We start from the raw sequence: 23,023 nt of genomic DNA on the forward strand, positions 1-23,023 counted from the left end.
ACAGGCCCTTCCCGGGGGCCCTTCGGCCCAACTCCCTTTGTGTGAAGGGCTCACGCGGCCCGCAGCCGGGACCCGCCCGGGACTCTCGCCGGTTCAGTGCCGGACCAGCACCCCGGCGATCGGGTCGACGGGGCGCTTGGAATGGACCGGCGCACGGTATTCCTTGGTCCCGAGCCCGCGGGCGGGCCGCGTCGGCAGTGCGGTCGGTGGCTCATGGTGCGCGTGGCGGCCCCGCCGGCGCGGCGCGAGCGCGTCGAACAGCGCGGTGAGAACGAAGGTCCCGCCCATCGCCGCGAACAGCAGGAGCGCGAACCGCTTCCGGTGGTCCGGTGTGAGAGTCGTACGCACGGTCCTCGTCCCTCCTCGGGTGGGCATCTTCCTCTGCCGCTCCCAGTCAACTTCGATGCGCCTCGGCCCGCATGAGCCATGAGTCCCGAACGAAGGGCCGCAGTGCCCCTGCCTCTGGCCCCTGCCCCTGGCCTCGTCCGCGGTCCCGCAGCCGCAGCCGCAGCCGAGCGCAGATGCCACGCCGCCCTCGGCAGCCGGACCCTGCGGGCACGTGCCCTCACCTGGCACAACGCACGAGGAGACATCCCCGGAACGGTGTGCGCGGCGGGCGGGACGCGCCTGGGCCGACCGGTCCCGCGGGAGACCCGATCAGCCCCGGTCGGCGGGCCGCCCTGCCCGGCGCCCGGCCCCGACGAGCCGGCATGCGCCGGACGGCTGCCCCGACGCCTCGTACCGCGCCCCGAAGCCGCGATGACCAGCGGAAAGGTCCGTTCGGCCCAGGGCGGGGGCCGTATCGGCCCCCGCCGGTGCCGGTGCCGCGCGGGGATACTGGTAGTGGTCGGCCGCACAGGCACCAGCGGGAAACCGATCCCGGGAGGTGTTCGCCGTGCTTCGCCCTGTGGTCGTGGGACTGGACGGTTCGTCCGAGAGCCTCGCCGCCGCCGAGTGGGCGGCCCGGGAGGCACTGAGGCGCGACCTGCCACTGCGTCTGGTGCACGCGTGGCCGGGCGGTGTGACACCCGCCGGGTCGGGGCTGCCCGAGTTGGACGCACCGCGTCTCTGGGCGCTGCGGATTCTGCGCGATGCCATGAACCGGCTCGACGAGCGCTACCCACGGGTCCGTCTGAGCGCCGATCAGGTCTCCCGGCCCGCGGCCGAAGCTCTCGTCACGGCGGGCGACGAGGGCGAGCTGCTGGTTCTGGGCAGCCGGGCGTTCAGCGGCTTCGGCGGCTTCATGGCCGGTTCGGTGGCGCTGGCGGCGGTGGCCCGCGTGTCACGCCCCGTCGTGCTCGTACGGGCCGACCGGACCGTCGAGGACGAGCACGTGCCGGACGAGGACGGCCACCGCTCCGCCCTCACGCCGTACCGCGCCGTCGTCGTCGGCGTGGATCCCACGACTCCGTGCGAGGAGTTGCTCGCCTTCGCCTTCGAGAGTGCGACGCTGCGCTCGGCTCCGCTGCGGGTGGTGCACGCGTGGCAGCTGCCGTACATGCCCAGCGCGCTGGAGGCCAAGGCCTGGAAGGCGGTACGCGGATCCGCCGAGCGCGCTCTGGTCGCCGTACTCGCACCGTGGAAGGAGAAGTACCCCGCGGTGGAGGTCCGCGAGCTGGTCGAGGAAGGACGTCCGGCGCAACAGCTGCTGGAGGCGACACGCGATGCCGGTCTCCTCGCCGTCGGCCGCAGGATCCGTCCCCAGAAGCTCGGCGCACACACCGGGCCGATCGCGCACGCGGTGATCCACCACGCCCGTTGCCCGGTCGCGATCGTGCCGCACACGTGAGTCCCCCACGGCGGCTCAGCCGCCACCCCACGCAGCGGCACGGCCGGCATCCGCACGCGTCTCGCGCCGAGAACCTCGGCGGCATGGTCGCCGCAGCTGTTCGGAGATCTCCGCCCGTGGCACGACGGGGGCCCGGATCCGGCGTGCCACAGACGGAAGCCCGGAGACGGGAGCCCGGAGACGGAAGTCCGTAGACGGAAGCCCGTAGACGGAAGTCCGGAGACTGGAGTCCGGAGACGGCGTGCCGCAGACGGAAGCCCGGCCCGGTCGGCGGCGAGCTTCTCGCGTTCACCGCCGTTTCGCGGACCACATGCGCCACCGAGAGATCTGCGGTACTCCTCGACGGAGAAGCGCCGTGCTCGGCGCGCCGACCGACGGGGACGGCGGCAGTCCGATCGTCGGCAACACTCACCCGTCCTTCCAGCTCTTACGACAGGGAGGCAGTCGTCATGGAAAGAGCCCTCACCGTCGGCCTCGACGGCTCGCCCGAGAGCCTCGCCGCCGCCCACTGGGCCGCCGACGAGGCCGAGCGACGCAGACTCACCCTGCGCCTGCTGCACGCCTGGCCCCTGCTGGTGCCGGAACCGACCCACGTCCCCTCGGAACTGGACCAGAACTACTGGGCGAAACGGCTCGTGCACAACGCTCAGACAGAACTCCAGGCACACCACCCGGGCCTCACCGTCGTCGGAAACCTCGTCGCCGACGACGCCGAGGACGCACTGCTCCAGGCCGGGTCCGACTCCGAGATGCTCGTACTCGGCTCACGGGGCCTGACTCCCGTGGAGAGCTACTTCATGGGCGACATCAGCATGATCGTCGTGGCACGCACCGAGCGGCCCGTGGTCCTGGTGCGCGCGGACAAGCCGGCAGAAGGATCCTCGGCACCCGAGCCAGGTGCGGCAGGGGGTGTGGTCGTGGGACTGAAGCTGCGCGCCCCGTGCGAGGACCTGCTCGAATTCGCCTTCACCACCGCCGCGGCCCGAGACGTGCCCCTCCGCGCCGTCCACGGCCGCAGCACGCCACTCCACGCCTACACCCCCTGGGGCGTGGACCACACCCTGACCCAGGAGATCGTCCAGGACGCGCGGAATCACGTGAACCAGGCCCTCCGCCCCTGGCGCGAGAAGTTCCCGGGCGTGGACGTGTCCGACACCATCCGGCTCGAAAGCCCCGCCAAGGCCGTCGTGGAGGCCGCCGAGGGCGCAGACCTGCTGGTCGTCGGCCGGCACAAACACCACCCCGACCTGGGGCCCCGCCTGGGCCCCGTGGCCCAGGCCGCCGTCCACCACGCGCGCTGCCCGGTCGCCGTCGTCCCCCATGACTGAGCCCAGCCCTCACGGAGAGCCGGTGGGATCGGTTCAGCGGTCCGACGCCTCCGTACTCCGCAGCGGCGCCGCTCACGGGGCTCCGCCGCTGCCGCGTGCGGAGGTGCGCGAGACCCACACCGCCGTGGTCCTCTTCATCGGGGAACGCGCCTACAAGCTCAAGAAGCCGGTCGACCTCACGTTCCTGGACTACACCACGGTCACCGCCCGTCGGGCCGCGTGCGAGCGGGAAGTCGTCCTCAACCGCCGCTTCTCCCCCGACGTCTATCTCGGCGTCGGTGAATTCCACAGCCCGGACACGGACGCGCCCGAGCCCGTCGTCGTCATGCGCCGCATGCCCGACGAGCGCCGCCTCTCCCGACTCGTGCGGGAGGGCGCGGACATCGACGACGCCCTGCGCGCCGTCGCCCGGCTGCTCGCCGCCCACCACGCGAACGCGCCCCGCAGCCGGGAGGTGGACGAGCAGGCGACCCGCGACGCGCTGGCCTCACGCTGGGAGGCGAGCTTCGCCCAGGTCCGCGCACTCTCCGACGACGGCACCGCGCCCGACGGCGTGTCGGAGACCGAGCGCCTGGTGCGCCGCTATCTCGCCGGCCGCGAACCCCTGTTCGACACGCGGATCGAGGAGGGGAGAGCGGTCGACGGCCACGGGGACCTGCTCGCCGAGGACATCTTCTGCCTCGACGACGGCCCGCGCGTCCTGGACTGTCTGGAGTTCGACGACAGCCTCCGCCACGTCGACGGCCTCGACGATGCCGCCTTCCTGGCCATGGACCTGGAACAGCTCGGCGTACCGGAGGCCGCGGCGTACTTCCTCGCCGAGTACGGCGAGTACTCCGGCGACCCGGCACCGCCCTCCCTACGGCACCACTACGTCGCCTACCGCGCCTTCGTCCGTGCCAAGGTCTCGCTGATCCAGGCCCACCAGGGTGCCCCGGGTGCGGAGGCGGCGTCACACCGACTCATCACGACCGCCCTGCGGCACCTGCGCGCCTCCACCGTCGGCCTGACCCTCGTCGGCGGCCTCCCCGGCAGCGGGAAGTCGACGCTCTCCGGCGCCCTCGCCGACCGCCTCGGCGTCACACTGCTCAGCAGCGACCGCCTCCGCAAGGAACTGGCCGGCATCCCGGCCGAACAGTCGGCCTCCGCCGCCTACGGCGAGGGCCTGTACTCACCCGCATGGACCAACCAGACCTACGCGGCCCTGCTCGACCGCGCGTCCGTCCTGCTGTCCCGCGGCGAGTCCGTCGTCCTGGACGCCTCCTGGTCCGACCCGGAACAGCGTGCAGCCGCCCTGCGCATGGCCGAACGTACCCACGCCGACCTGGTGGCCCTGCACTGCCGGGTTCCGGGCGAGACCACGGCCGCCCGTCTCGCCACCCGCGCCCCCGGCGCATCCGACGCCGACCTCGACGTGGCCACCGCCATGGCGGCCACGGAGCCGCCATGGCCGCAGGCCGTCGCGGTCGACACGAGCGGCTCCCTGGAGGCAGCGGTCGTCCAGGCCCTGGCGGCCATCCGCCCGCACGCCGCTGAACAGGCCCCGGTCTTCCGCCGCCCCTACATGGAGCCGGACTAGACGCGTGCGTGCCGAACGGCCCGGTCGGCCGCGGCCAGGCTTCCGTCCGAGCCGTCCTGTCATACGTTCGGCACCACGAGGACAGGGCAGTGCGCCCGGTGCAGCAGAGTGTGGAGGGTGTGGGCGACCGGCCCGAGGCGTGCGCCGAGCATGGTCGCACGGTGGTGGGCACCGATGACGACCACGGCGGCCTCGCGGGTCGTCTCCAGCAGGACGGCCGCGGGAGCGGCGCGGACCGTGCGGGTCTCCACCTCGACGGCGGGGTACCGGTCCCGCAGTCGCGTGAGGGCGTAGCGCGGTACGGGCCCCTCGGCTCTGGCGTCCTGGGTGAGCAGTTCCTGTCCCGGGCTACGGGCCGGTATGAGCGAGGGCAGTTCGGGGGTGTGGTGCCGATGAGTCCGGGAATGCAGGACGCGCAGCCTCGCACCACGCCGCTCGGCCTCCTGGAAGGCGTGGTCGGCCGCCTGGCCGTCGGTGTCGTCCTCCAGTCCGAGCAGCACATCCTGCCCCTGGTCACACCGGTGATCCCCGCGTACGACCAGGAGCGGGCCCCGTGCGAGCGCCGCGAGCCGCAGGCTCACCGAGCCGAACGCGGCACCGGTCAGAGCACCGAGGCCGCGTGTTCCCACGACGGTCAGCTCCGCGTCCGCGCTCTCGCGCACCAGCACCGGTACCGCTCCGCCCTCCGCGGCGACGGTCTCCACCGCGAGATCCTGATACCGCTGTCGTACGCGCGACGATGCGGAGGCCAGGACCGGTGCGGCCTCGTCGCGGTCCGCGACCGCGTACACCACGCGCAGGGCGGTGCCACGGCGGACGGCCTCCGCCGCGGCCCAGTCCAATGCCCGTACGGAGACCAGGGAGCCGTCCACTCCGACGACTGTGTGGTGGAGAGTCATGGCCGTACTTCCCCTCTGTCGGCGACCGTCCGATGGAGGCGTCCGGCCCGAGGGCCCCGCCTCTTCGAACGATGCTCGCCGTGCGCCGCCTCCCAGGGGCAGAAGCCGGGAGGGCCGTGGAAACGCCGAACGGCCCCTGTTCCAAGGGCCGTTCGGTCCACGCCGGGGAACCCCGGTCGGCAGGGTGGGGAAGGGATGTCCAGCCGTGGCAAGCCGGTCCACGAGCTGGGTCAGGGCCTGCTCGGCCCCCAACCTCCAGCAGGTCGGGCCGTACGGGATGGTAACTCCAGTCCGTACGATCGAAAGGGCAGTACCCTACAGTTAACTGTCCATGGAAGATAATTCTTCGGAAGATGAGTGATGGCTGACGCCGACCTGAAGCTGCTGTACCGGGAGCTGGTCTCGCTGGAGATCGAGATGTGGGACGGCATCGAGGGGCGGTTGCGGGCCGAGTACGACATGGCACTGACCTCGTTCGAGGTGCTGCACCTGCTGCTGCGGCGGCCCGGGCGGCGGATCCAGGACATCGCGGAGGAGTTCTCGATCACGGTGGGTGGCACGAGCAAGGTGGTCGATCGTCTGGAGGCGGCGGGCCTGTGTGGGCGGCGGGCCAATCCGGACGACCGCCGTTCCTCGATCGTCGAGCTGACGCCCGAGGGGCGGAAGCTGGTGGACGGGGCACTGAAGGTCTTCGAGGAAGAGCTGGAACTGCGGATCGGGTCGGTGATTCCCGAGCAGTCCGTACGCGAGGTGACGGCGGTCCTCAGCACACTGCGGGCAGCCGGACGCGCCCTGGACGCGGAGCGGAAGGCCGCCGCGCGGACGCCGGCGCCGGCTGTGCGGGGGCGGAAGCAGCCCGGCCGGCCGGCCTCGTGAGCGGCGTCGGCTCCGCAGTGCGCGTAAGTTGATCAGCCGGGGCCGGACGGACACAACTCCCGGCCCCGGCCCGTCAGTCCACGACTCGGTCGGCGATGCCGGCGAAGGCGATGACCTTGTCGATGCGCCCCCGGACGAGGAGGTTGCCGGGGCCGCCGTTGCGTGCGGCGTACTCCTCCGTGCGGTCGTCGCCCATGTATCGGGCGCCGAGGAGGCCGCCCCAGCGCACCATGTCGTCCGCGTCCTCGGAGACCGTCGCGCGGCCCTGGAGGAGAACGAACGCGTACGGGGGCCGGTCCTCGTCGACGCAGAGGGCGAACCGTCCGTCGCGGGCGAGGTTGCGGCCCTTGACCCCGTCCTTCTCGGTGGTGAGCACGATGTCGTCGCCGTCGAGGAGGAACCAGACCGGTGTCACATGGGGGCTGCCGCCGGCGCGGACGGTGGACAGCTTGCCGGTGCGGGTGCCGTGCGTGACGAACGCCCGCCACTGCCGCTCGGTCATCTTCCGCATGGGGGCGCCTTTCGTGTGCGTACGGATCGGCTCGTGGGTGCCCGAGGCCGAGTTCGACGGCCTCGGGCACCGCGGGTTCTAGCCCCAGAAGGCGTCTTCGGCGGCCGGGTCGGAGGAGAAGAGCCACATCTCGGTGATCCTGCCGTTCTCGATGCGCAGGACGTCGACGCCGTCCATGCTCATCGACGCGTCGCCGTGGCGGCCGGTGAAGTGGATGGTGGCGGCGACCAGGTCGCCGTTGCCCATGAGGGTGTCGATCTTGTCGATGGCGAAGGAGCCCTGACTGGCCTCCATCATGCCGCCGAGCATCTGGAAGACGGCGGCCTGGCCCTTGTGGTCACCGGAGAACCGGTTGGCACCGGGCTGGTGCCAGACGATGTCGGCGTCGAGGAGTTGGCCGAGAGCGGCCATGTCTCCGGTCTGGACGGCCTGGAAGTAGGTGCGGGCGATGTCGATGTTCGCGCTGGTCATGTCGTGTGCTCCTTGGGTTGGGGTTCTTGGGGTTCTTGGGGGTTCGTGGGCGAGGGTGGGTGGCTATCGGCGAAGTCGAGGCGGTCGGCGAGTCCGGCTTCGGTGGCGGCCCGCGCGGGCAGGTCAGGGGGCGGGTGTGGAGAAGACGCCGAAGTGATTGCCCGCCGTGTCCCGCAGCCGGGCGAAGCTGAAGCCGGCGGCGTCGGAGACCGGCCCCATGAGCACCTTGGCGCCCAGTTCGCCGGCGCGCTCGACGGTCGCCGCGATGTCCTGGACGAGGACGTAGAAGATCGCGTAGTCGGGGAACTTGCCCTCCGACTCCCACACGCCGCCCGCCGGCTGCTCGGCACCGGGCGGCATCACCGAGTGATAGGTGACGCCCGGGGTGTCGGTGTTGAGGACATAGCTCCAGTCGAAGAGCTCCCCGTAGAACTCCTTGACCTTCTCCGGCTGGTCGGTGCCGAACTCGAACCAGGCGACCGAGTTGAAGGCGGGAACGGTCATGACACTCACTCCTCGACGGTCCCATAGCGGGACAAAGGAAACCCTTCACGGCGGGCTCGATCCGGAGGGCGATGGCCGCACTCCACCGGCATGGCTCACAGGGCCTGCCTGCTGGAGCAGGCAGCCAAGGCCCCGGATCGGCCGCCCGGCAAGCTAACCATTTAGATTCCATGGAATCAACTTCCAAGGATTATTGTTCTAGGTCATACAGGCTGCAGGCTGCAGGCTGCAGGCTGCAGGCTGCTGAGAGGAAGCCCGTCATGGAACCGGTCGAGATCGAGGCGAAGACCTTGATCCAGAAGTCGAAGACCCCGTCGAACGACTACGTGATCAACCCCTACACCGGCTGTGTTCTGGGCTGCGCGTACTGCTTCGCCTCTTTCGCGGGACGGCAGTTCGGCCGGTCGGCCAAGGAGTGGGGCGATTATCTGTACGTGAAGAGGAACGCCGTCGACCTGGCCCGCAAGGAGCTGGCCAGGATGCCCGAGCACAAGCGCCACGGCACGATGCTGCTCAGCTCGGTCACCGACCCCTACCAGGGCCACGAGACGCGGTACCGGCTCACCCGGGGCATCCTGGGCGAGCTGGAGGCGGTCGAGTACCCGGGCCTGGTCCGCGTCCTGACCAAGTCGCCCGTCGTCACCCGCGACATCGACCTGCTCACCAGCCTGCCCCGGGCGGAGGTCGGCATGACCGTGACCACCGCGGACGACAAGGTCAGCCGCTGGCTGGAGGTGCGCGCCCCGCTCGCCTCCCGCCGCCTGCGCACCCTCGCGGAACTACGTGAGGCCGGCATCCCCACCTTCGCCTTCGTCGGCCCGCTCCTGCCCCACTTCGCCACCCGGCCGGAACTCCTGGACCACCTCTTCGGGCAGCTCGTCGAAGCCGGCGTCACCGAGGTGTTCATGGAGCACATCAACCTCAAGCGGTACATCCGCGAGCGCATGGACCAGGTCCTCGCCGACGAACCCGACGAGGTGCGCGAGGCGTACGTACAGGCCCGCACCCAGGAACACCGCGAACAGCTCGACGCGATCGTGGCCGGCCTGCTGGCCGAGCACGGGCTGCGACTGCGCTTCGACGAGGTCGTCCACCACGACGACAACGACGCCCTGCGGCAGAGGCTGGCGGGCTCGGCCTGAGCGGCGTCGCACCAGCGGGAATGTCAGGTGACGGCGTCGGGCTCGGGACCGGGGACCGCCTCGAGCGCCCTGACGTCACCGGTGTGGTCTCCGTCGGCCAGTACCCCGCGATCACCGGGCCGGACCTGGCCGAGGCGTTCGGCACCCGGCTCGGCCGGGACGTCGTCTTCGGACCGATCACCCCAAAGGAGATGCGCGCCTCGATCGCACGCCTGATCGGGGAGGGCGCGGCCGCTGACATCGCGGGGGCCTACCGGGCGATGAGCACCATGCCGGGCCGTTCGATCGCGCCGGAGGCCTCCGCCCAGAAGCTGCTGGGCGTCACTCCCCCGGACCACGGATCGGAGGCTGGCCGACATCGGCGTCTGACCGTCGTCACCGCCGGCTTCGACCGGGTTTGACAGGCAGCACGTGGCAAGTCGCCCAGCCCTGCGAGCGGCCTGCCACGAGGTGACGGACACCGGCCGCGACACGAGAGGTGAGGGTGTGCGGCAGGGCACTGTGGCGGGCGGCGCGCGCCCGTCACGTGCGCGCTGTCGTCCCGAAGGGGAGAGGTTCGCCGGAGCGCAGGTGTTCCCTCAGCCACTGCTCGGTGTTGCTCACGTGGAGCAGCGCGGCGGCCTGGCTGAGGGCGGCGTCACGGGTGGACAGCGCGTTGAAGATCGCCTCGTGCTCGGCGAGCGTGCGGCCCGCGGCCTTGTCGTCGACCAGACCGCGCCAGATGCGGGCACGCAGGGTGCGACCGGAGATGCCCTCCAGGAGGGTGAGGAGGGTCTCGTTGCCCGTGGCCGAGATGACCGCACGGTGGAAGGCGGCGTCGTGGGCGTTGAGCTGTTCGACATCGTCTCGGGCCTCGCGCATGGCATCCAAGTGCCGCTTCACTTCGGCCAGTTGGGAATCGGAGATCCGGGTGGCGGCAAGGGCCGTGGCGAGCGGTTCCAGGAGCCGCCGTACCTCCATCAGGTCCTGCAGGGCGACCGAGTCCCCCTGGAGCAGCTCCACCGCACCGCCGAGCCCCTCCAGCAGCAGGCTCGGCTGGAGGCTGGTCACGTAAGTGCCGTCGCCCCGCCTGACCTCCAGGACCCGTGCGACGGCCAGCGCCTTGACCGCTTCGCGGGCGAGGTTGCGGGACAGGCCCAGCTGAGCGGCCAGGTCCGGCTCCGGCGGGAGCTTCGACCCCGGAGGCAGGGCGCCGGTCCGGATCAGCTCACGGATCTCATCGATGGCCTTGTCCGTCAGAGACACCGCTCATCCCTCCCTCCACCGTGCACTTGCCGATCATGGAGTTCCACGTGTCGTCCGACCTGTTCCGGAGTCCGTATGCCGAGGGTGACGTTGATGATACGGGGATGCGTGTGCGGGAACGCGATCACGGCGGCGGGCAGAGTGATCCCGTGCCTGCGCCGCGCGGCCTCGGCGATCGCCGAGCTCGGGCGACCGGAGTCGGCGGGGCGTCCTGGTAGTCGTCCCTCATGCTCTCGGCGGGCCGGTCGCGGGAGAGCAGTCCCGAGTTGCAGACACCCACCGCCACCACGCTCCTGCCCGGCGTAGGCAGGCGGCGGCACCATCACGTGGGACCCCATGGAGACACCGTGAACGACAACCACCCGGCCGGCCATGGGCCCACTCGCGCGGTCACCGTCGCCGACGTCCTGGCCCTTCCCGTCCTGGCCGCCGGACAGCCCCAGGTCGTCACCGGTGTGCCCCACCTGGACCGGCCGGTCGGGTGGGTCCACATCACCGAACTGACCGACCCCGCGTCCTTCCTCAAGGGCGGCGAACTCGTCCTGACCACCGGAATGCCGCTCCCGGACGACGTGGCCGGCGTGCGCCGGTACGTCGACGAACTCGCCGACGTCGGGGCCGCGGCGCTGGTCATCGAACTCGTACGCCGCTATCACCGCCCGCCGGACGCACTCGTCGACGCCTGCCGCCTGCGGGGCCTTCCCCTCGTCACGCTCGCCAAGGACGTCAACTTCCTGGAGGTCACCCAGGTCGTGCACGCGCTCCTGCTCGGCAACCAGGCGGACGCGATGCGCCGCACCCAGCGCATCCACGAGACGTTCACCGCCCTGACCCTGCGCGGCGCCGGCCCGGAGGACGTGGTGCGCGCGGCGGCGGAGATGTGCGGCCGCACGGTCGTCCTGGAGAACCTGGTGCACCAGGCACTGATCTGCGAACCGTCCGGAGGCACGGTGGAGGAGGCGCTCACCGGTTGGGAACAGCGCTCCCGAGCCACCGGGGCGGGTGATCACCCGGCGACATGCGGCCCGGCGGGCTGGCTCACCGCACCCGTCGAGTACCAGGGCGAGCGCTGGGGCCGTGTGGTCATGCTCCCGGCCCGCGCCGACGGCCCCGCCTTCGGTCCGGAGGACGTCACCGTGCTGGAGAGGACCGCGATGGCACTCACCGTCGCCCGCCTCATCGCGCACCGAACTCCACGCGGCTCTCACGGCACTCGATGTGCTGCGAGCCCACTGACATGGACGAGCCGCGGCCTCGGCAACGCTCCTCCCACCACCGGCGAACACGGCAACCGGACGACCGAGTCCGGCTCGACGACGGCCGGCCCGACGACGGCCGGCCCGCCATCGTCGAACGCGCCCCGTCGAACGCGCCCCGGCGGACGGGGTCGCCGGACGGGGCGGCCGTACAGCGCCGTCAGGCCAGGCCGAACCGCTCGGCGTGCACCTGCTGGTGGGGAACCTTCAGGGTGCGCAGGGCACTGAGCACGGTCGAGGTCATCGCGGGCGGGCCGCAGACGTACACGTCGCGTTCGGTGATGTCGGGAACCAGGGTACGGAGACTCTCCGGCTCGAACGGCGGGCTGCCCTCCCCCGTGCGGCCGGTGAGCAGGTGCAGCCGCCCGCCGCGGTCCGCGACCAGTGTGCGTACCTCGGCGGCCAGCACGGCGTCGTTCTCGCTGCGCACCCGGTAGAGCACGACGACGTCGCCCGCCGGTTCCTCCTCCAGCAGGGCTCGAACCGGCGTGATCCCCACTCCTCCGGCGATCAGCAGTGCGCCGGGCCGCGTTCGGTGCAACGAGGTGAAGGCCCCGTACGGCCCCTCGACGAACGCGCGGCTCCCGACCGGGAGATGCCGCAGGCCGGCGCTGGCGCTGCCGACCGCCTTGGCCGTCAGGCGCAAGGTGCGGCCGTCGGGTGCCGCCGACAGCGAGAACGGATTGGCCAGCCACCAGTGGTGGTGCCCGGGGAACCGCCAGATGCAGAACTGGCCCGCCCTGGCCGGCAGCCTGTCGAGGTGGCGGCCGGTGACGTGCACCGACACCACGTCGTCCGACTCCGGCACCACCGCCACGACCTGGAATCGGTGATAGGCGTTGCGCCACAGAGGCATCACGATCCGCCCCGTGACCAGGGCACCGAACGCGAACAGCCACAGGGCCCACCAGTAGGTCATCGCGGGCGCGGAGGAACTGAAGGTCGTGGTCTCCTGCAACTGGTGGACGAACGCCAGCCCCAACGCCAGGTACAGCAGCAGGTGCACGCCGTGCCACGTCTCGTACCGCAGCCGCCGCCTCACCTGTCGGGCGGAGACCGCGGCGACCACGACGACGATCGCCGCGGCGAGCATCCCGAGCAGGGAGGCCGGCACTCCGGCCAGCGCGAAGAACGTCTTCGTCGTCGACGTGTCAGAGAGCCGCGCGTAGCCCAGCACGACCAGCACGGCGTGGGTGAGCAGGGTCCACAGCAGGGTGAAGCCGACCCACCGGTGCCACACCGTCAGCCGGTCCATGCCGATACGGCGGTCGAGCCAGGGCAGCCGGGCCACCAACAGCAGTTGGAACAGCATCAGTTCGGCGGCGTGCAGGCCGAAGAACTTGGCGACCGTGAGCACCCCGTTCTTACCGGTCCCGGCGGTGAGGAACAAGACCTCGACGATCACCAAGTTGACGATGACAAACGTCCACAGCGCCCATCGCGCCGCGACGACCGGAGGTATGGTGCGCTGCCGCACCTGTGTACTCGTCGCCTCCACCGCGTCCCCTCTTGTCCATGTGAACTACTGGTGCCCGGAGCCCGCGAGGTCGCGGGGACCCGAGCGTCCTGATCTGCGTCCTGATCTGATACGGCCCCTGGGCGGGGCAAGAATACGGAACATGGCGAGAAGTTGGCCCTACTTGGCCTCGGCTGTTCTTGTTCCGAGAACATCTGGCATCTGCTCACTCCTCGCCCGACGGCAGCCGTCCCGGCCGCCGTCGCCGGTACGCTGAGTGATTAAGGCGTTAACCACAAGCCCTCATGGGGCTGTTGGGGTGCATGGGGTACACACATGACGAGCTCGCGTGTCTGGCGGCGTCCCACGCTCGGCGCCGTGGCGGCACGGGCGGGGGTGTCCACGGCCACGGTGTCGAACGCGCTCAACGGCACCGGGCGGCTGTCCGAGGCGACCAGGCAGCGCGTGCTCGCCGCGGCGCGCGAGGTCGGTCACGCCCCGGCCAGCACGGCCCGGGCCCTGGCCCGCGGGAGCACCGGAGTGCTCGGCCTGACCATGACGACGTACGGCGACCTTCCCGTCTCGTACATGGAGATCCCCTATTACGCCCAACTGGCGCTGGGCGCGATGTCGGCGGCGCACGAGCGCGGCTACATGCTCATGGTGATGCCGAGTTCCCTGTCACCGTGGATGTGGCTCAACACGCCGATGGACGGCGTCATCCACGTCGGGCCACGGGCCGACGACCCGGTGTGTTCCATCCTGCGGGAGCGGGGTATCCCGATGGTCACCGACGGCCGGCCGCCCCGGCCGCACTGGCGCGACGCGTGGGTGGACCCCGACTACGAAGCGGGCCTGCGCCTGCTGCTCGACCACCTCACGGAGGCCGGCGCCCGGCGGATCGCCCTCTCCCAGCCGCTGCACGACGACGAGTATCCGCACCTGATCGGACGCGCCTACGCCTCCTGGTGCGCCGAGCACGGCCTGCCCGCCCTCGTCGAGGAGTACGCCTCGCTGCCCGACTACTTCACGGCAGAACGGGACGCCGTCGGCCGGCTGCTCGACCGCGATCCACGGCCGGACGCCGTCATCGGCGTCTACTCCGACTCCGGTCACAACATCCTCGCCGCCGCCCGGCGCCACAGGCTCCGGGTGCCGCAGGATCTGCTGGTGACGTGCATCAGTGAGGATCCGGACTACGCGACGACGACCCCGCCCGTCACCACGCTCAGCCTCCGCCCGGACCGGGTGAGCGACGAAGCGGTCGACCTGCTGATCGCTCTGGTCAACGCACGCAGCGGAGTGGACCGGCATCGGCTCGTGCAGCCGGCCCTGACCCCTCGCCGGTCCACACGACGCCCGGTACGGCGAGGGAACGGCACCACCTGATCGCAGGGCCGCGGACCGCATCGGCGGGGCCTTGCCTCGCCCGGCCGCCTCTCCGCCTCCGCCGCGGGGCGCTCCGAGCGAGCCGGTCGGAACGGGCAGGTGTCCCTCCAGCGCGTGACCAGAGAAGTGTCGCTCCCCTACGGCCCGACTCGTGCTCGAACGACATGGGGCGCAGGTCCGCGTGGCGCGTACGAGTTCCGCGTCGAGGCCGGGGCCCGCGACGTTCGGCGCCCCCTGACGGACACGTGACCTCGCTCGATCCGACCGCCGGCCGAAGAGGGGCCGGGTCGGCGGATCTGTGTACTTGCTGTGAAGGTCGGCAACCTCCTGCCCGTCGACGGCGACTGAGGGGGGAGACCGGCTCGATCTTCCAGAACGGATGAGCAATGAAGAAGCAGCAGGCCCCACAGCACCGCCGACGCAACCTTCGGCTGGCAGTGGGTACGCCGCTGGCGGTGGCGGCCGCGGGCGTTCTCGCCTACGGCACGGTCTTCGGGACGTTCGGCGACGACGCCCGGCCCGAGGCGGCCGCGGCACCGGTTCCCGGCGACGCGATGGCCGCCGTGGCCGCGATGCAGCCGGGCTGGAACCTGGGCAACAGTCTGGACGCCATCCCGGACGAGACCTCGTGGGGCCAGCCCCGCACCACGAAGGCCCTGCTCGACAAGGTCCGCGCCCAGGGCTTCAACAGCATCCGCGTCCCTGTGACCTGGACCGACCACCAGGGAGCCGCGCCGAACCACACCGTCGATCCGGCGTACTTGAAGCGGGTCAGGCAGGTGGTCGACCAGGCGCTCGACAGCGGCTTCTACGTGATCATCGACATCCACCACGACTCCTGGCAGTGGGCCGACTCGATGTCCACCGACCACGACAAGGTGCTCGCCCGCTTCAACGCCACCTGGACCCAGATCGCCACCGCGTTCAGGAACGAGTCCGCCAAGCTGGTCTTCGAGAGCGTCAACGAGCCCCAGTTCGAGCACGCCGACGATGCCCGGAAGGCCGAGCTCCTCAACGAGCTGAACACGTCGTTCCACAGCATCGTGCGCAAGTCGGGCGGCAACAACGGCAAGCGGCTGCTCATGCTGCCCACCGAGGTCTGCACACCGGACCAGCGGCTGATGAACAACCTCGCCACCACGATCAAGTCGCTGCACGACCCGCGGCTGATCGCCACCGTGCACTACTACGGCTACTGGCCGTTCAGCGTGAACGTCGCCGGCAGAACCCGCTTCGACACCACAGTGCGGAAAGACCTCAGCCAGACCTTCAAGCGGATACACGACACCTTCGTCGCCCAGGACATCCCCGTCGTCATCGGCGAGTACGGCCTGCTCGGCTACGACCACGGCCCCGGCGCCGTGGAACGCGGCGAGATGCAGAAGTACTTCGAGGCGCTGGGCCACACCGCCCGCACCAACAAGGTCACCACCGTCCTGTGGGACAACGGCGCCTTCTTCGACCGCGGCGAGCTGCGGTGGAAGGACGCCGGGATGTACCGCCAGATCAAGTCGAGCTGGACCACGCGCTCGGCCACCGCTTCCACGGACACCGTCTTCGTGCCGAAGGCCGGCCGCGTCAAGGACCGTACACTCACCCTGAACCTGAACGGAGCCGCCTTCAAGGCGCTCAGGCACGGCACGACCAAGCTGGTCGACGGCAAGGACTACACCCTCGCCGGCAACCGGCTGACGCTGAAGGCGGCCGCGCTCACCCGGCTCGTCGGGGACCGTTCCCACGGCGTCAACGCGACGCTGCGGGCCGAGTTCTCCCGAGGCGTCCCCTGGCGGATCCAGGTGATCACCCAGGAGACCCCGGTGCAGTCGAACACGACCGGGACGACGAACTCGTTCCGGATCCCCACGCGGTTCAGGGGTGATGTGCTGGCGACGATGGAGGCCACGTACACGGACGGCGGCAACGCCGGCCCGACCAGCTGGACGCCCTACCAGCAGTTCAACACCGCGTTCGCACCGGACAAGGCCGAGAACACCATCAGCCTCACCCCCGCCTTCCTCGACGCGGTGAAGGGTGACGCACGCGTGAAGCTCACCTTCCACTTCTGGAGCGGCGCCACCACGACGTACTACGTGACCAAGTCGGGAAGCACGGTGACCGGCACGACGTCCTGAACGAAGGCCGGTGCCCGCCCGGGAGGCTCCCGGGCGGGTACCGCGCTCAGCCGCGGGAAACGGCACCGCGACGCGTTCACCGGACGTGACGCGCGATGCCGGTCGCCTTCGCCGTCAGCCACTCCAGCACCCGATTCGCCCGCCCGCTCAACTCTTCTTGATCTTCGAGGAGTTGTCGGCCAGCCAGGCGTCGAAGCTCTTGAGCGCCGGGTTGAGCTCGCGCACCTTGTCCAGATCACGGGCGCCGGTGAACTCCTGGTCGAAGTCGCCGTAGTACTGGAACATGTTGCCGAGCTCGTCAGCGGCCGGGATGTCCAGCGAGCGGAACACGTCGTAGGGCACCGACTGGAAGCGCACCGGCTCGCCGAGCACGGCCTCGAACTTCGCCGCGTACTGCGCTCCGGTCAGATGGTCGCCGGCCAGGCCGACGGTCTCGCCGATGTACCGCTCGCCGCCCTTGAAGAGGGCGAGAGCCGTACGGCCGATGTCCTCGACGTCCACTCCGGAGAGCAGCTTTCCTTCCTCGATCGGCAGGGACAGGGTCAGCACGCCGTCCTCACCGCGCTGGGGCCCGACCGCATCCAGGAAGCCCTGGAAGAAGAAGGTCGTGTTCAGGAAGGTGGTCGGCACCCCGGCCTGGCGGAAGAGTTCGTTGGCCTCGCCCTTGGCGTCGAAGTGCGGCACGTTGTATTCGTCCTGGAGGACCGGCATCCGCTCGTCGTCCAAGGGCAGCAGCTCGCGGGTGTCCTCCAGCGTCGACCAGACGACGTGCTTCAGTCCCGCGGCCTTGGCGGCCCGGACCAGGACCTCGATCTCCTCGATCTCCTTGGCCGCCGAGCCGTGCGCCCAGAAGTTGGTGACCAGAAAAGCGCCGTAGGCACCGTCGAAGGCCTTGTGCACGCTCGGCTCGTCGTAGAAGTCCGCCTGGACGACCTCGGCGCCCAGCGCGGCCAGCTCCCGGGCGGCGGGCGAATCGGGGTTCCTGGTGAGCGCGCGCACCGCGAAGCCCGAATCCGGGTCGGCGAGGATCGCCCGCGCGGCACCGCCGCCCTGGGACCCGGTTGCTCCGGTGACCGCGATGATCCTGTGGTCGCTCATGGCTGCTGCCTCTTTCCGAAGAGAACCGTAAAGTTGATGTGTCAATTAAGCGTAAGGCCGCATGGATGATACGTCAACCTTTTCGGTGAGGCTTGAGTCATGAGTGACTCCCGGGGGCCGACCCAGGCCCCGCCGCATGCCTGGCGGGACTTCAGCGCCATGCAAGCGGCGCTGTCCGGGCGCTTGAACACGTACCTGCAGGAGGACAGCCGGCCGCCCTCCGCGGACTACGCGGTCCTGGTGGCAGACGTTCCGACGCCGTACGGACCGAAGCCGGACGTGCCGCCACAGAAGCCGCCGCACCGTGCCATGCGGCCCACGTACGCGCATGGTCCGTCAACGCGGTGACCCCGGATCAGCTCACCGCGTTCGGCCAGATACGCGAAGCGGTGCCGGCCCGGGTGAACACGCCGGAGGACGACCCCTGCCTGCTGGGCCGCCAGACCTCCGCGGTAGATCCGCGTCCCCCGTCGATCTGCGGCAGGGCGACCTGCCCTTGAAGCCGAAGCGGGTGCCGGTCATCCGCCACATCGACCGATGTCCGGATGACGCGTCAACAACTCGTTACACTTACACGTATGACGGACACACCGCGCTGGCTCACCGAGTCGGAGCAGCACGCCTGGCGAAGCTTCGTACGGCTGCAGGACAAGCTCATCGGCCGGCTGGCCCGCGAGGTGCAGGCCGAGTGCGGTCTGTCGAGCGCCGACTACGGAGTGCTCGTCCACCTCGCCGAGGTACCCGAGGGCCGGCTGCGCCTCCTGGAGCTCGCCAAGGCGGTGGAATGGGAGAAGAGCCGAATGTCCCACCACATCAACCGGATGACCAAGCGCGGCCTGGTCGTCCGGGAGGAATGCGCCGATGACGCGCGCGTGGCGTTCGTCGTCGTCACTCCCGCCGGCCGCGAGGCCCTCGCGACCGCGGCTCCCCTTCACGTCGAGGGGGTCCGCCGCCTTTTCATCGACCCGCTCACCCCGGCAGAGCTCGCCATGTTCGCGCAGATCTCGAACCGCATCCTCGAAGGGCTGGAGGAGGACTGCCCGTGAGCGCGACGCGGTGACCGCCGGTCAACGGCACGACGCAGCCGGACACCTGTTCGCCTGTTCACCTCAAGACGCCCCACCGCCGTGAATCCGGCCGTCGACCCCACCACGCAACCGAGTTTCACCCTGAGCCACCGCGCACCTCCGGCACAGCCGAGCACCACCGCCCACAGAAGTTGACCCATCAACTCCTGGTCCCGTATTTTTGTAGACGCATCAACCAGGTTCCCGGCAGCGAACACCCCCCAGCCGGGCATGTGGACGGCCTGTCTCCGGCGGCACCGGTCCTTCGAGCCGCTGCCGGACGGCGTTCCCTCGATCTGGGGTCGGCTCTCAAGGAGGACTTATGACGGTCAAGGTCATCGACGTACCCGGAGCACGTCGCTACGAGGCACGGATGGACGGCGATTCCGCGGTGGCGGGCTTCGCGGAGTACATCCGCACTACGGAACTGATCGCGTTCGTGCACACCGAGGTGGCCCCGGAACACGAAGGCAAGGGCGTGGGATCCGAGCTGGTGCGGACCTCCCTCGACGAGGCCCGCACCGCGGGACTGCGCGTGCTGGCCACCTGCCCCTTCTACGCGGGCTGGATCGAGCGCCACCCCGAGTACGCCGACCTGCTGTACCAGGCCCGGAGCCAGGTCAGGGACTGACTGGCCGAAGACGCAGTGAGAGAGGCCGCATGAGCGATCAGCCCCAGAAGAAGACGTACAAGGCGCAGGCCATCACCGTGACCTTCGAGGCGACACGCTGCCTGCACGCAGCCGAGTGCGTCAGCGGCCTGCCCGAGGTCTTCGACTCGAGCAAGCGCCCGTGGATCCGGCCGGATGCCGTCCCGGCCGACCGCCTGGCCGACGTGGTGCGCCGCTGCCCGTCGGGCGCGCTGCGGTACGAACTGGCGGATGGCGGGACGGAGACTCCCGACCGGCCCACCCGGATCACCCCGACACCGACCGGCCAACTGGTCGTGCGAGGCGAGCTGTCGCTGGACACGCCACAGGGGCAGCGCGCCGAGACCAGGGCCGTGCTGTGCGGCTGCGGGCACAGCCGACTGCGGCCGTACTGCGACCACTCGGGCGCCTGCGGCCGGTGATGCCGACGGCGACCGCCACCCACCCCCTTTCCCGGAGCGCCTTGGCGCGACAGCAGGGCTGCGAAGTCCGCGCTCAGCGCGGCCAGTTCCGTCTGCCACGGCTGGGAGTTCCAGCCGGTGGAGGTGTCGTAGCGGCCCAGCTTGGTGAGCAGCAGCACCTTGGTGGCCTTGGCCACCACCAGGGTGGAGCCGCCGGCGGTGACCGAGGCGTTCGCGCCGGTGACGACGACCCGGGTGACGCCCTCGTGGCCGTACGCCCCCTTCCCCGCGGGGTAGGTACCGCGCAGGTTCAGATAGCCGTCGCCGCCGCTGACGGTTCTGCGGTCGAGCGGAAGATCGGAGAGACCCATGGTGTGGTCCCTTGCGTATCGGCGGGGTGACCCACCCGGGCGCCGGACGGACGCACGGTCGCGTCGGCTCCGGTCCGGGACCGCTGGGTGAGCAGGGGTGGCACAAGGAGCGTGCTCGACCGACGCGAGGGACCGGTGCCGCGGTGCGGCACGGCACCGGTCCCTCACTGGACGCCGTTCACCGGACGGTTACAGGGCGACGAGCTGCCATTCCTGGTTGGACCCGCTGGTGGTGGGCCACTGGATGACGTGGGCGCCGTCCGTGGTGGAGGCGTCCTTGACGTCGGCGCACCGTCCGTTGCCGACGTTGACGAGCCGGTAGTGGCCGCTGGTCGCGGCGACCAGCTTCCACCACTGGTTGCTGGTGCCGGCGTCGGCCGACTGGTCGAGCTGTGTTCCCTGCGCGGAACCGCTCGGGCACTCCAGGAGTTTGCCGCTGCGGACGTTGGACAGCCGGTAGGAGCCGTCGCTGTTCGGCAGCAGCTTCCACTGCTGGTTGGTGCCGCCGGTGGAGGGCCACTGGATGATGACGGCGCCGTCGGCGCTGGACGCGCCGCTGACGTCCAGGAGCTTGCCGCTCTTGCGGTTCACCAGCTTGAAGGTGCCCAGGTCCGCGGTGAAGGGCCGGTCGTAGAGCTCCAGGTTGCGGATGGAGGCCCACACCCCGGTGGGCAGGCCGGTGACCGTCACCCGTACGTACCGGGCCTCGGCACTGAGCACCATGGTCTGCACCTGGCTGGTGCTGGTGGTGTCGGTACGGTCGACGAGGGTGGTCCAGGTGGTGTTGTCGGTGGAGCCCTCGATGCGGTAGCGGTAGTTGGTGGCGTCCAGCTCCCAGGCGATACGGGCGCCGGTGAGGGATTTGGTCGCCCCCAGGTCCACCTTCAGCCAGTTCCCGACGCTGCCGTTGTTCGCGCACCAGCGGGTCGCGGTGGAACCGTCGACCGCCTTCGCCGCGGTGTTGCCCTTGGATGTCTCCTGGCTGCTCGCCGTCGCCGTCCTGCCCACGGCGATGTCGGCCGGCTGCACCGTCCGGTCCAGGGTCACGCCGACGACGCTGTCCTCGGGGATACGGGTGCGGTTGATGCCGGTGACGGTCACCTTGCCGTCCGAGCTGACGGTGTACGCCAGGTCGGTGCCCGAGGCCACGTCGAAGACACGGGTCACGCTCGCGTCCCCGATGGACGGGGTGGTGAACGAGGTGCCGCTGTAGCCGGACAGCAGGTGGACGTAGAAGGTGCTGTCCTTGTACGTGTAGCCGTACTTGCCGTCGACCGGGTTCCACGGGCCGCCGCGGGTGCCGTACACGGCCTCGCCGCACGTGGTCATGAAGGAACCGATCCGGCGCACCAGGTCGGCCTGGGCGGTGGGCACCACGCCGGTGCGGTCCGGGCCGACGTTGACCAGGCAGGTGATGTTCCGTACCCAGGAGTTGACCAGGAGGTTCATGGCCGTGCCGAAGCCCATCACGCTCGTGCCAGCCTTGTAGCCCCAGGCTCCGCCGATGGTGAAGCACTTCTCCGCCACCTTGCCGGTGCGGATCGCGCCGGACGGGACAGAAGGACCCTCCTCGCTGGTGAAGTCGCCGATCCAGCCGGCGCGCAGAGTGGTGACCGCGTCCGGCTGGTGCTTGCGCACCAGGCCGGTCAGGCCCAGCGGCTTGCCGGTGGCGGCGTCGGTGTCGCTGTAGGCGGAGTCCACCGGCCACTCGTTGGAGGCGTCGCGGAACTTGCCGGGCTCCCAGAAGAAGGCCGCGTCCCGGTCGGAGCCCTGCTGGCCCAGCCAGCCACCGTCCCACCAGATGTCGTCGATCGCGCCGTACTCGGTCACCAGCTCCTTGACCTGCTGATACACCTCGTTCTTCATGATCCGCGCGTTCTCCTTGTGCGCGGGATCGGTGGTGTAACCCCAGGCGTTGTCCAGGCAGTTGGTGCCGTGGACGTCGTAGTAGCCGGGGTAGCGCCAGCTCAGGGGCGAGAAGTACAGGCCGACCTTCAACCCGGCCTCGCGCACCGCGGTCACGTACTGGCTGATGAAGTCACGCTGCAGCGGCGCCTGACCACTGTGCCAGGCATTGTCGTGGGTGGAGGGCCACAGCGCGAAGCCGTCGTGGTGGCGGGCCGTGAGCACCGTGTACTTCGCACCCATGTCCTTGGCCAGCTGCGCCCAGTCGGCGGGATCGTAGGCGCTGCCGGTGAACTGCTCGCCGGTGGCGTCGGTGACGTACTTCTTGTAGTTCTCCGGCGTGACGGCGGCGTTCTCCATGTACCACTCGCCCTTGGCCGGGCCGGAGTAGGGGCCCCAGTGGATGAACATGCCGAGCTTGGCGTCCTGCATCCACTGGATCTTCTCGTTGGACTGTTGCTCGACGCCCATGTCGATCTTGGGGATGCGCAGGGGCGGGAGCGGCAGCGGCTCACCGGTGGTGGCGGCAGCGTGGGCGGGTATCGCCAGTGTCGGGGTGATAGCGGCGGCGACCGTCATGGCAGCCATACCGGCAAGCACCCTTCGTCGAGTGAGCGGTTCTGACAACTGGATCTCTCCTCATGGTCCACAGGGCAGCACGGACCTTCTGCGGCTCAGCATCCGGCCGAACAGAGGGGATGTTCACCGACAGGTGGCGGGTGCAGGGGAGCCGCTGGGAAGCGTGCACCTCGCCCCCTTGAACATCGGATGTATTAACGGGCATGAAACCTGGATATGTCCAGAGGGAGGGCAAAATTACCAGTCGCGACGCGCCGGCTGATCAGACTGAAGCCGTAAGCGCCACATACATAGGAGGTATGGCCAGCTCCTCAGGTTGCGAGGGTCTCGCCCTCCTTCAGACCCGACTCCCGGCCCGGCCGGCCACTCCGATCCC

At 70.2% G+C, this 23,023-nt stretch carries 20 protein-coding genes and 2 pseudogenes; 12 read left to right on the top strand and 10 right to left on the bottom strand.

The genetic code is table 11. The features are described 5' to 3' along the window. Positions 1 to 93: 93 nt before the first annotated feature. Entirely contained in the window at positions 94 to 348 is a 255-nt protein-coding gene (locus OG202_RS07435) for a hypothetical protein (protein ID WP_328222535.1), read from the bottom strand. Between the two features lie 547 nt (positions 349 to 895). Here OG202_RS07435 and OG202_RS07440 point away from each other — a divergent pair. The 3 genes from OG202_RS07440 (at position 896) to OG202_RS07450 (ending at position 4,696) form a co-directional block, all read left to right on the top strand. Further along, a complete protein-coding gene (locus OG202_RS07440) occupies positions 896 to 1,789 on the top strand; it encodes a universal stress protein (protein WP_326584477.1) in 894 nt (297 codons plus the stop codon). A 449-nt stretch (positions 1,790 to 2,238) separates the two neighbouring features. Further along, positions 2,239 to 3,117 (top strand): universal stress protein, encoded by an 879-nt coding sequence (locus OG202_RS07445; RefSeq protein WP_327730863.1) that lies wholly within the window; start codon positions 2,239 to 2,241, stop codon positions 3,115 to 3,117. 103 nt (positions 3,118 to 3,220) lie between these two features. Next, entirely contained in the window at positions 3,221 to 4,696 is a 1,476-nt protein-coding gene (locus OG202_RS07450) for a bifunctional aminoglycoside phosphotransferase/ATP-binding protein (protein WP_326585933.1), read from the top strand. 59 nt (positions 4,697 to 4,755) lie between these two features. Here the strand turns inward: OG202_RS07450 and OG202_RS07455 are convergent, their stop codons facing one another. Continuing rightward, positions 4,756 to 5,595, bottom strand: coding sequence for a universal stress protein (locus OG202_RS07455; protein ID WP_327730862.1), 840 nt, complete (start codon positions 5,593 to 5,595; stop codon positions 4,756 to 4,758). A 360-nt stretch (positions 5,596 to 5,955) separates the two neighbouring features. On the opposite strand from OG202_RS07455, the gene OG202_RS07460 reads away from it, so the two are divergent. Then, positions 5,956 to 6,471, top strand: a complete 516-nt coding sequence (locus tag OG202_RS07460; protein WP_326584474.1) for a MarR family winged helix-turn-helix transcriptional regulator — start codon at positions 5,956 to 5,958, stop codon at positions 6,469 to 6,471. A gap of 73 nt (positions 6,472 to 6,544) precedes the next feature. On the opposite strand, the gene OG202_RS07465 is transcribed toward OG202_RS07460, so the two are convergent. The 3 genes from OG202_RS07465 to OG202_RS07475 all read right to left on the bottom strand — a co-directional run bounded on the left by OG202_RS07465 (position 6,545) and on the right by OG202_RS07475 (position 7,957). Beyond that, complete coding sequence (locus OG202_RS07465; RefSeq protein ID WP_326584473.1) at positions 6,545 to 6,982, bottom strand: PPOX class F420-dependent oxidoreductase; 438 nt, start codon at positions 6,980 to 6,982, stop codon at positions 6,545 to 6,547. Between the two features lie 78 nt (positions 6,983 to 7,060). Continuing rightward, positions 7,061 to 7,453 carry a nuclear transport factor 2 family protein gene (locus OG202_RS07470; protein ID WP_326584472.1) on the bottom strand — a complete coding sequence of 131 codons (393 nt, stop codon included), beginning with the start codon at positions 7,451 to 7,453 and terminating at the stop codon, positions 7,061 to 7,063. A 123-nt stretch (positions 7,454 to 7,576) separates the two neighbouring features. Beyond that, a complete protein-coding gene (locus OG202_RS07475) occupies positions 7,577 to 7,957 on the bottom strand; it encodes a VOC family protein (RefSeq protein WP_327730861.1) in 381 nt (126 codons plus the stop codon). A 260-nt stretch (positions 7,958 to 8,217) separates the two neighbouring features. Here OG202_RS07475 and OG202_RS07480 point away from each other — a divergent pair, with 260 nt between their 5' ends. Together OG202_RS07480 and OG202_RS07485 are read left to right on the top strand one after the other, a co-directional pair. Continuing rightward, entirely contained in the window at positions 8,218 to 9,099 is an 882-nt protein-coding gene (locus tag OG202_RS07480) for an SPL family radical SAM protein (protein WP_327730860.1), read from the top strand. A 20-nt stretch (positions 9,100 to 9,119) separates the two neighbouring features. After that, the gene (locus OG202_RS07485) at positions 9,120 to 9,500 is read left to right on the top strand and encodes a hypothetical protein (protein WP_327730859.1); all 381 of its coding nucleotides are present in this window, start codon (positions 9,120 to 9,122) and stop codon (positions 9,498 to 9,500) included. A gap of 121 nt (positions 9,501 to 9,621) precedes the next feature. Here the strand turns inward: OG202_RS07485 and OG202_RS07490 are convergent, their stop codons facing one another. Then, a complete protein-coding gene (locus OG202_RS07490; protein WP_327730858.1) occupies positions 9,622 to 10,344 on the bottom strand; it encodes a FadR/GntR family transcriptional regulator in 723 nt (240 codons plus the stop codon). Continuing rightward, positions 10,335 to 10,642: pseudogene (locus OG202_RS07495) on the bottom strand (aldo/keto reductase); the annotation flags it as partial. The pseudogene OG202_RS07495 and the gene OG202_RS07490, both read right to left, overlap by 10 nt. Before the next feature lie 49 nt (positions 10,643 to 10,691). Here OG202_RS07495 and OG202_RS07500 point away from each other — a divergent pair. Next, positions 10,692 to 11,540, top strand: a pseudogene (locus tag OG202_RS07500) (PucR family transcriptional regulator ligand-binding domain-containing protein); the annotation flags it as partial. 220 nt (positions 11,541 to 11,760) lie between these two features. On the opposite strand, the gene OG202_RS07505 reads toward OG202_RS07500, so the two are convergent. After that, positions 11,761 to 13,098 carry a ferredoxin reductase family protein gene (locus tag OG202_RS07505; protein ID WP_443052222.1) on the bottom strand — a complete coding sequence of 446 codons (1,338 nt, stop codon included), beginning with the start codon at positions 13,096 to 13,098 and terminating at the stop codon, positions 11,761 to 11,763. Positions 13,099 to 13,392: 294 nt separating this feature from the next. Between OG202_RS07505 and OG202_RS07510 the strand changes: the two genes are divergently transcribed. Together OG202_RS07510 and OG202_RS07515 are read left to right on the top strand one after the other, a co-directional pair. After that, positions 13,393 to 14,445 (top strand): LacI family DNA-binding transcriptional regulator, encoded by a 1,053-nt coding sequence (locus OG202_RS07510; protein WP_327730857.1) that lies wholly within the window; start codon positions 13,393 to 13,395, stop codon positions 14,443 to 14,445. Between the two features lie 386 nt (positions 14,446 to 14,831). After that, positions 14,832 to 16,577: a cellulase family glycosylhydrolase gene (locus OG202_RS07515; RefSeq protein WP_327730856.1), complete on the top strand. Its 1,746-nt coding sequence runs from the start codon at positions 14,832 to 14,834 to the stop codon at positions 16,575 to 16,577. A 147-nt stretch (positions 16,578 to 16,724) separates the two neighbouring features. Here the strand turns inward: OG202_RS07515 and OG202_RS07520 are convergent, their stop codons facing one another. After that, positions 16,725 to 17,675 (bottom strand): NmrA/HSCARG family protein, encoded by a 951-nt coding sequence (locus OG202_RS07520; protein ID WP_327730855.1) that lies wholly within the window; start codon positions 17,673 to 17,675, stop codon positions 16,725 to 16,727. 578 nt (positions 17,676 to 18,253) lie between these two features. Between OG202_RS07520 and OG202_RS07525 the strand changes: the two genes are divergently transcribed. The 3 genes from OG202_RS07525 (at position 18,254) to OG202_RS07535 (ending at position 19,813) form a co-directional block, all read left to right on the top strand. Further along, positions 18,254 to 18,721, top strand: a complete 468-nt coding sequence (locus OG202_RS07525; RefSeq protein WP_326584465.1) for a MarR family winged helix-turn-helix transcriptional regulator — start codon at positions 18,254 to 18,256, stop codon at positions 18,719 to 18,721. A gap of 343 nt (positions 18,722 to 19,064) precedes the next feature. Next, positions 19,065 to 19,373, top strand: a complete 309-nt coding sequence (locus OG202_RS07530) for a GNAT family N-acetyltransferase (RefSeq protein WP_326584464.1) — start codon at positions 19,065 to 19,067, stop codon at positions 19,371 to 19,373. A 29-nt stretch (positions 19,374 to 19,402) separates the two neighbouring features. Then, positions 19,403 to 19,813, top strand: coding sequence for a (4Fe-4S)-binding protein (locus OG202_RS07535; RefSeq protein ID WP_327730854.1), 411 nt, complete (start codon positions 19,403 to 19,405; stop codon positions 19,811 to 19,813). Between the two features lie 539 nt (positions 19,814 to 20,352). Here the strand turns inward: OG202_RS07535 and OG202_RS07540 are convergent. Then, positions 20,353 to 22,656: an alpha-L-fucosidase gene (locus OG202_RS07540; RefSeq protein ID WP_327730853.1), complete on the bottom strand. Its 2,304-nt coding sequence runs from the start codon at positions 22,654 to 22,656 to the stop codon at positions 20,353 to 20,355. Between the last annotated feature and the right edge of the window lie 367 nt (positions 22,657 to 23,023).

It is taken from the genome of Streptomyces sp. NBC_00310 (assembly GCF_036208085.1).
In the GTDB taxonomy this organism is placed as follows: Bacteria; Actinomycetota; Actinomycetes; order Streptomycetales; family Streptomycetaceae; genus Streptomyces.

Bases quoted from the DNA above. Each gene is read 5' to 3' on its own strand.
- OG202_RS07470 (WP_326584472.1), bottom strand. From the start codon at position 7,453: ATGACCAGCGCGAACATCGACATCGCCCGCACCTACTTCCAGGCCGTC.
- OG202_RS07540 (WP_327730853.1), bottom strand. From the start codon at position 22,656: ATGGCTGCCATGACGGTCGCCGCCGCTATCACCCCGACACTGGCGATA.
- OG202_RS07510 (WP_327730857.1), top strand. From the start codon at position 13,393: ATGACGAGCTCGCGTGTCTGGCGGCGTCCCACGCTCGGCGCCGTGGCG.
- OG202_RS07465 (WP_326584473.1), bottom strand. From the start codon at position 6,982: ATGCGGAAGATGACCGAGCGGCAGTGGCGGGCGTTCGTCACGCACGGC.
- OG202_RS07530 (WP_326584464.1), top strand. From the start codon at position 19,065: ATGACGGTCAAGGTCATCGACGTACCCGGAGCACGTCGCTACGAGGCA.
- OG202_RS07520 (WP_327730855.1), bottom strand. From the start codon at position 17,675: ATGAGCGACCACAGGATCATCGCGGTCACCGGAGCAACCGGGTCCCAG.
- OG202_RS07475 (WP_327730861.1), bottom strand. From the start codon at position 7,957: ATGACCGTTCCCGCCTTCAACTCGGTCGCCTGGTTCGAGTTCGGCACC.
- OG202_RS07480 (WP_327730860.1), top strand. From the start codon at position 8,218: ATGGAACCGGTCGAGATCGAGGCGAAGACCTTGATCCAGAAGTCGAAG.
- OG202_RS07525 (WP_326584465.1), top strand. From the start codon at position 18,254: ATGACGGACACACCGCGCTGGCTCACCGAGTCGGAGCAGCACGCCTGG.
- OG202_RS07535 (WP_327730854.1), top strand. From the start codon at position 19,403: ATGAGCGATCAGCCCCAGAAGAAGACGTACAAGGCGCAGGCCATCACC.
- OG202_RS07485 (WP_327730859.1), top strand. From the start codon at position 9,120: ATGTCAGGTGACGGCGTCGGGCTCGGGACCGGGGACCGCCTCGAGCGC.
- OG202_RS07455 (WP_327730862.1), bottom strand. From the start codon at position 5,595: ATGACTCTCCACCACACAGTCGTCGGAGTGGACGGCTCCCTGGTCTCC.
- OG202_RS07460 (WP_326584474.1), top strand. From the start codon at position 5,956: ATGGCTGACGCCGACCTGAAGCTGCTGTACCGGGAGCTGGTCTCGCTG.
- OG202_RS07445 (WP_327730863.1), top strand. From the start codon at position 2,239: ATGGAAAGAGCCCTCACCGTCGGCCTCGACGGCTCGCCCGAGAGCCTC.
- OG202_RS07515 (WP_327730856.1), top strand. From the start codon at position 14,832: ATGAAGAAGCAGCAGGCCCCACAGCACCGCCGACGCAACCTTCGGCTG.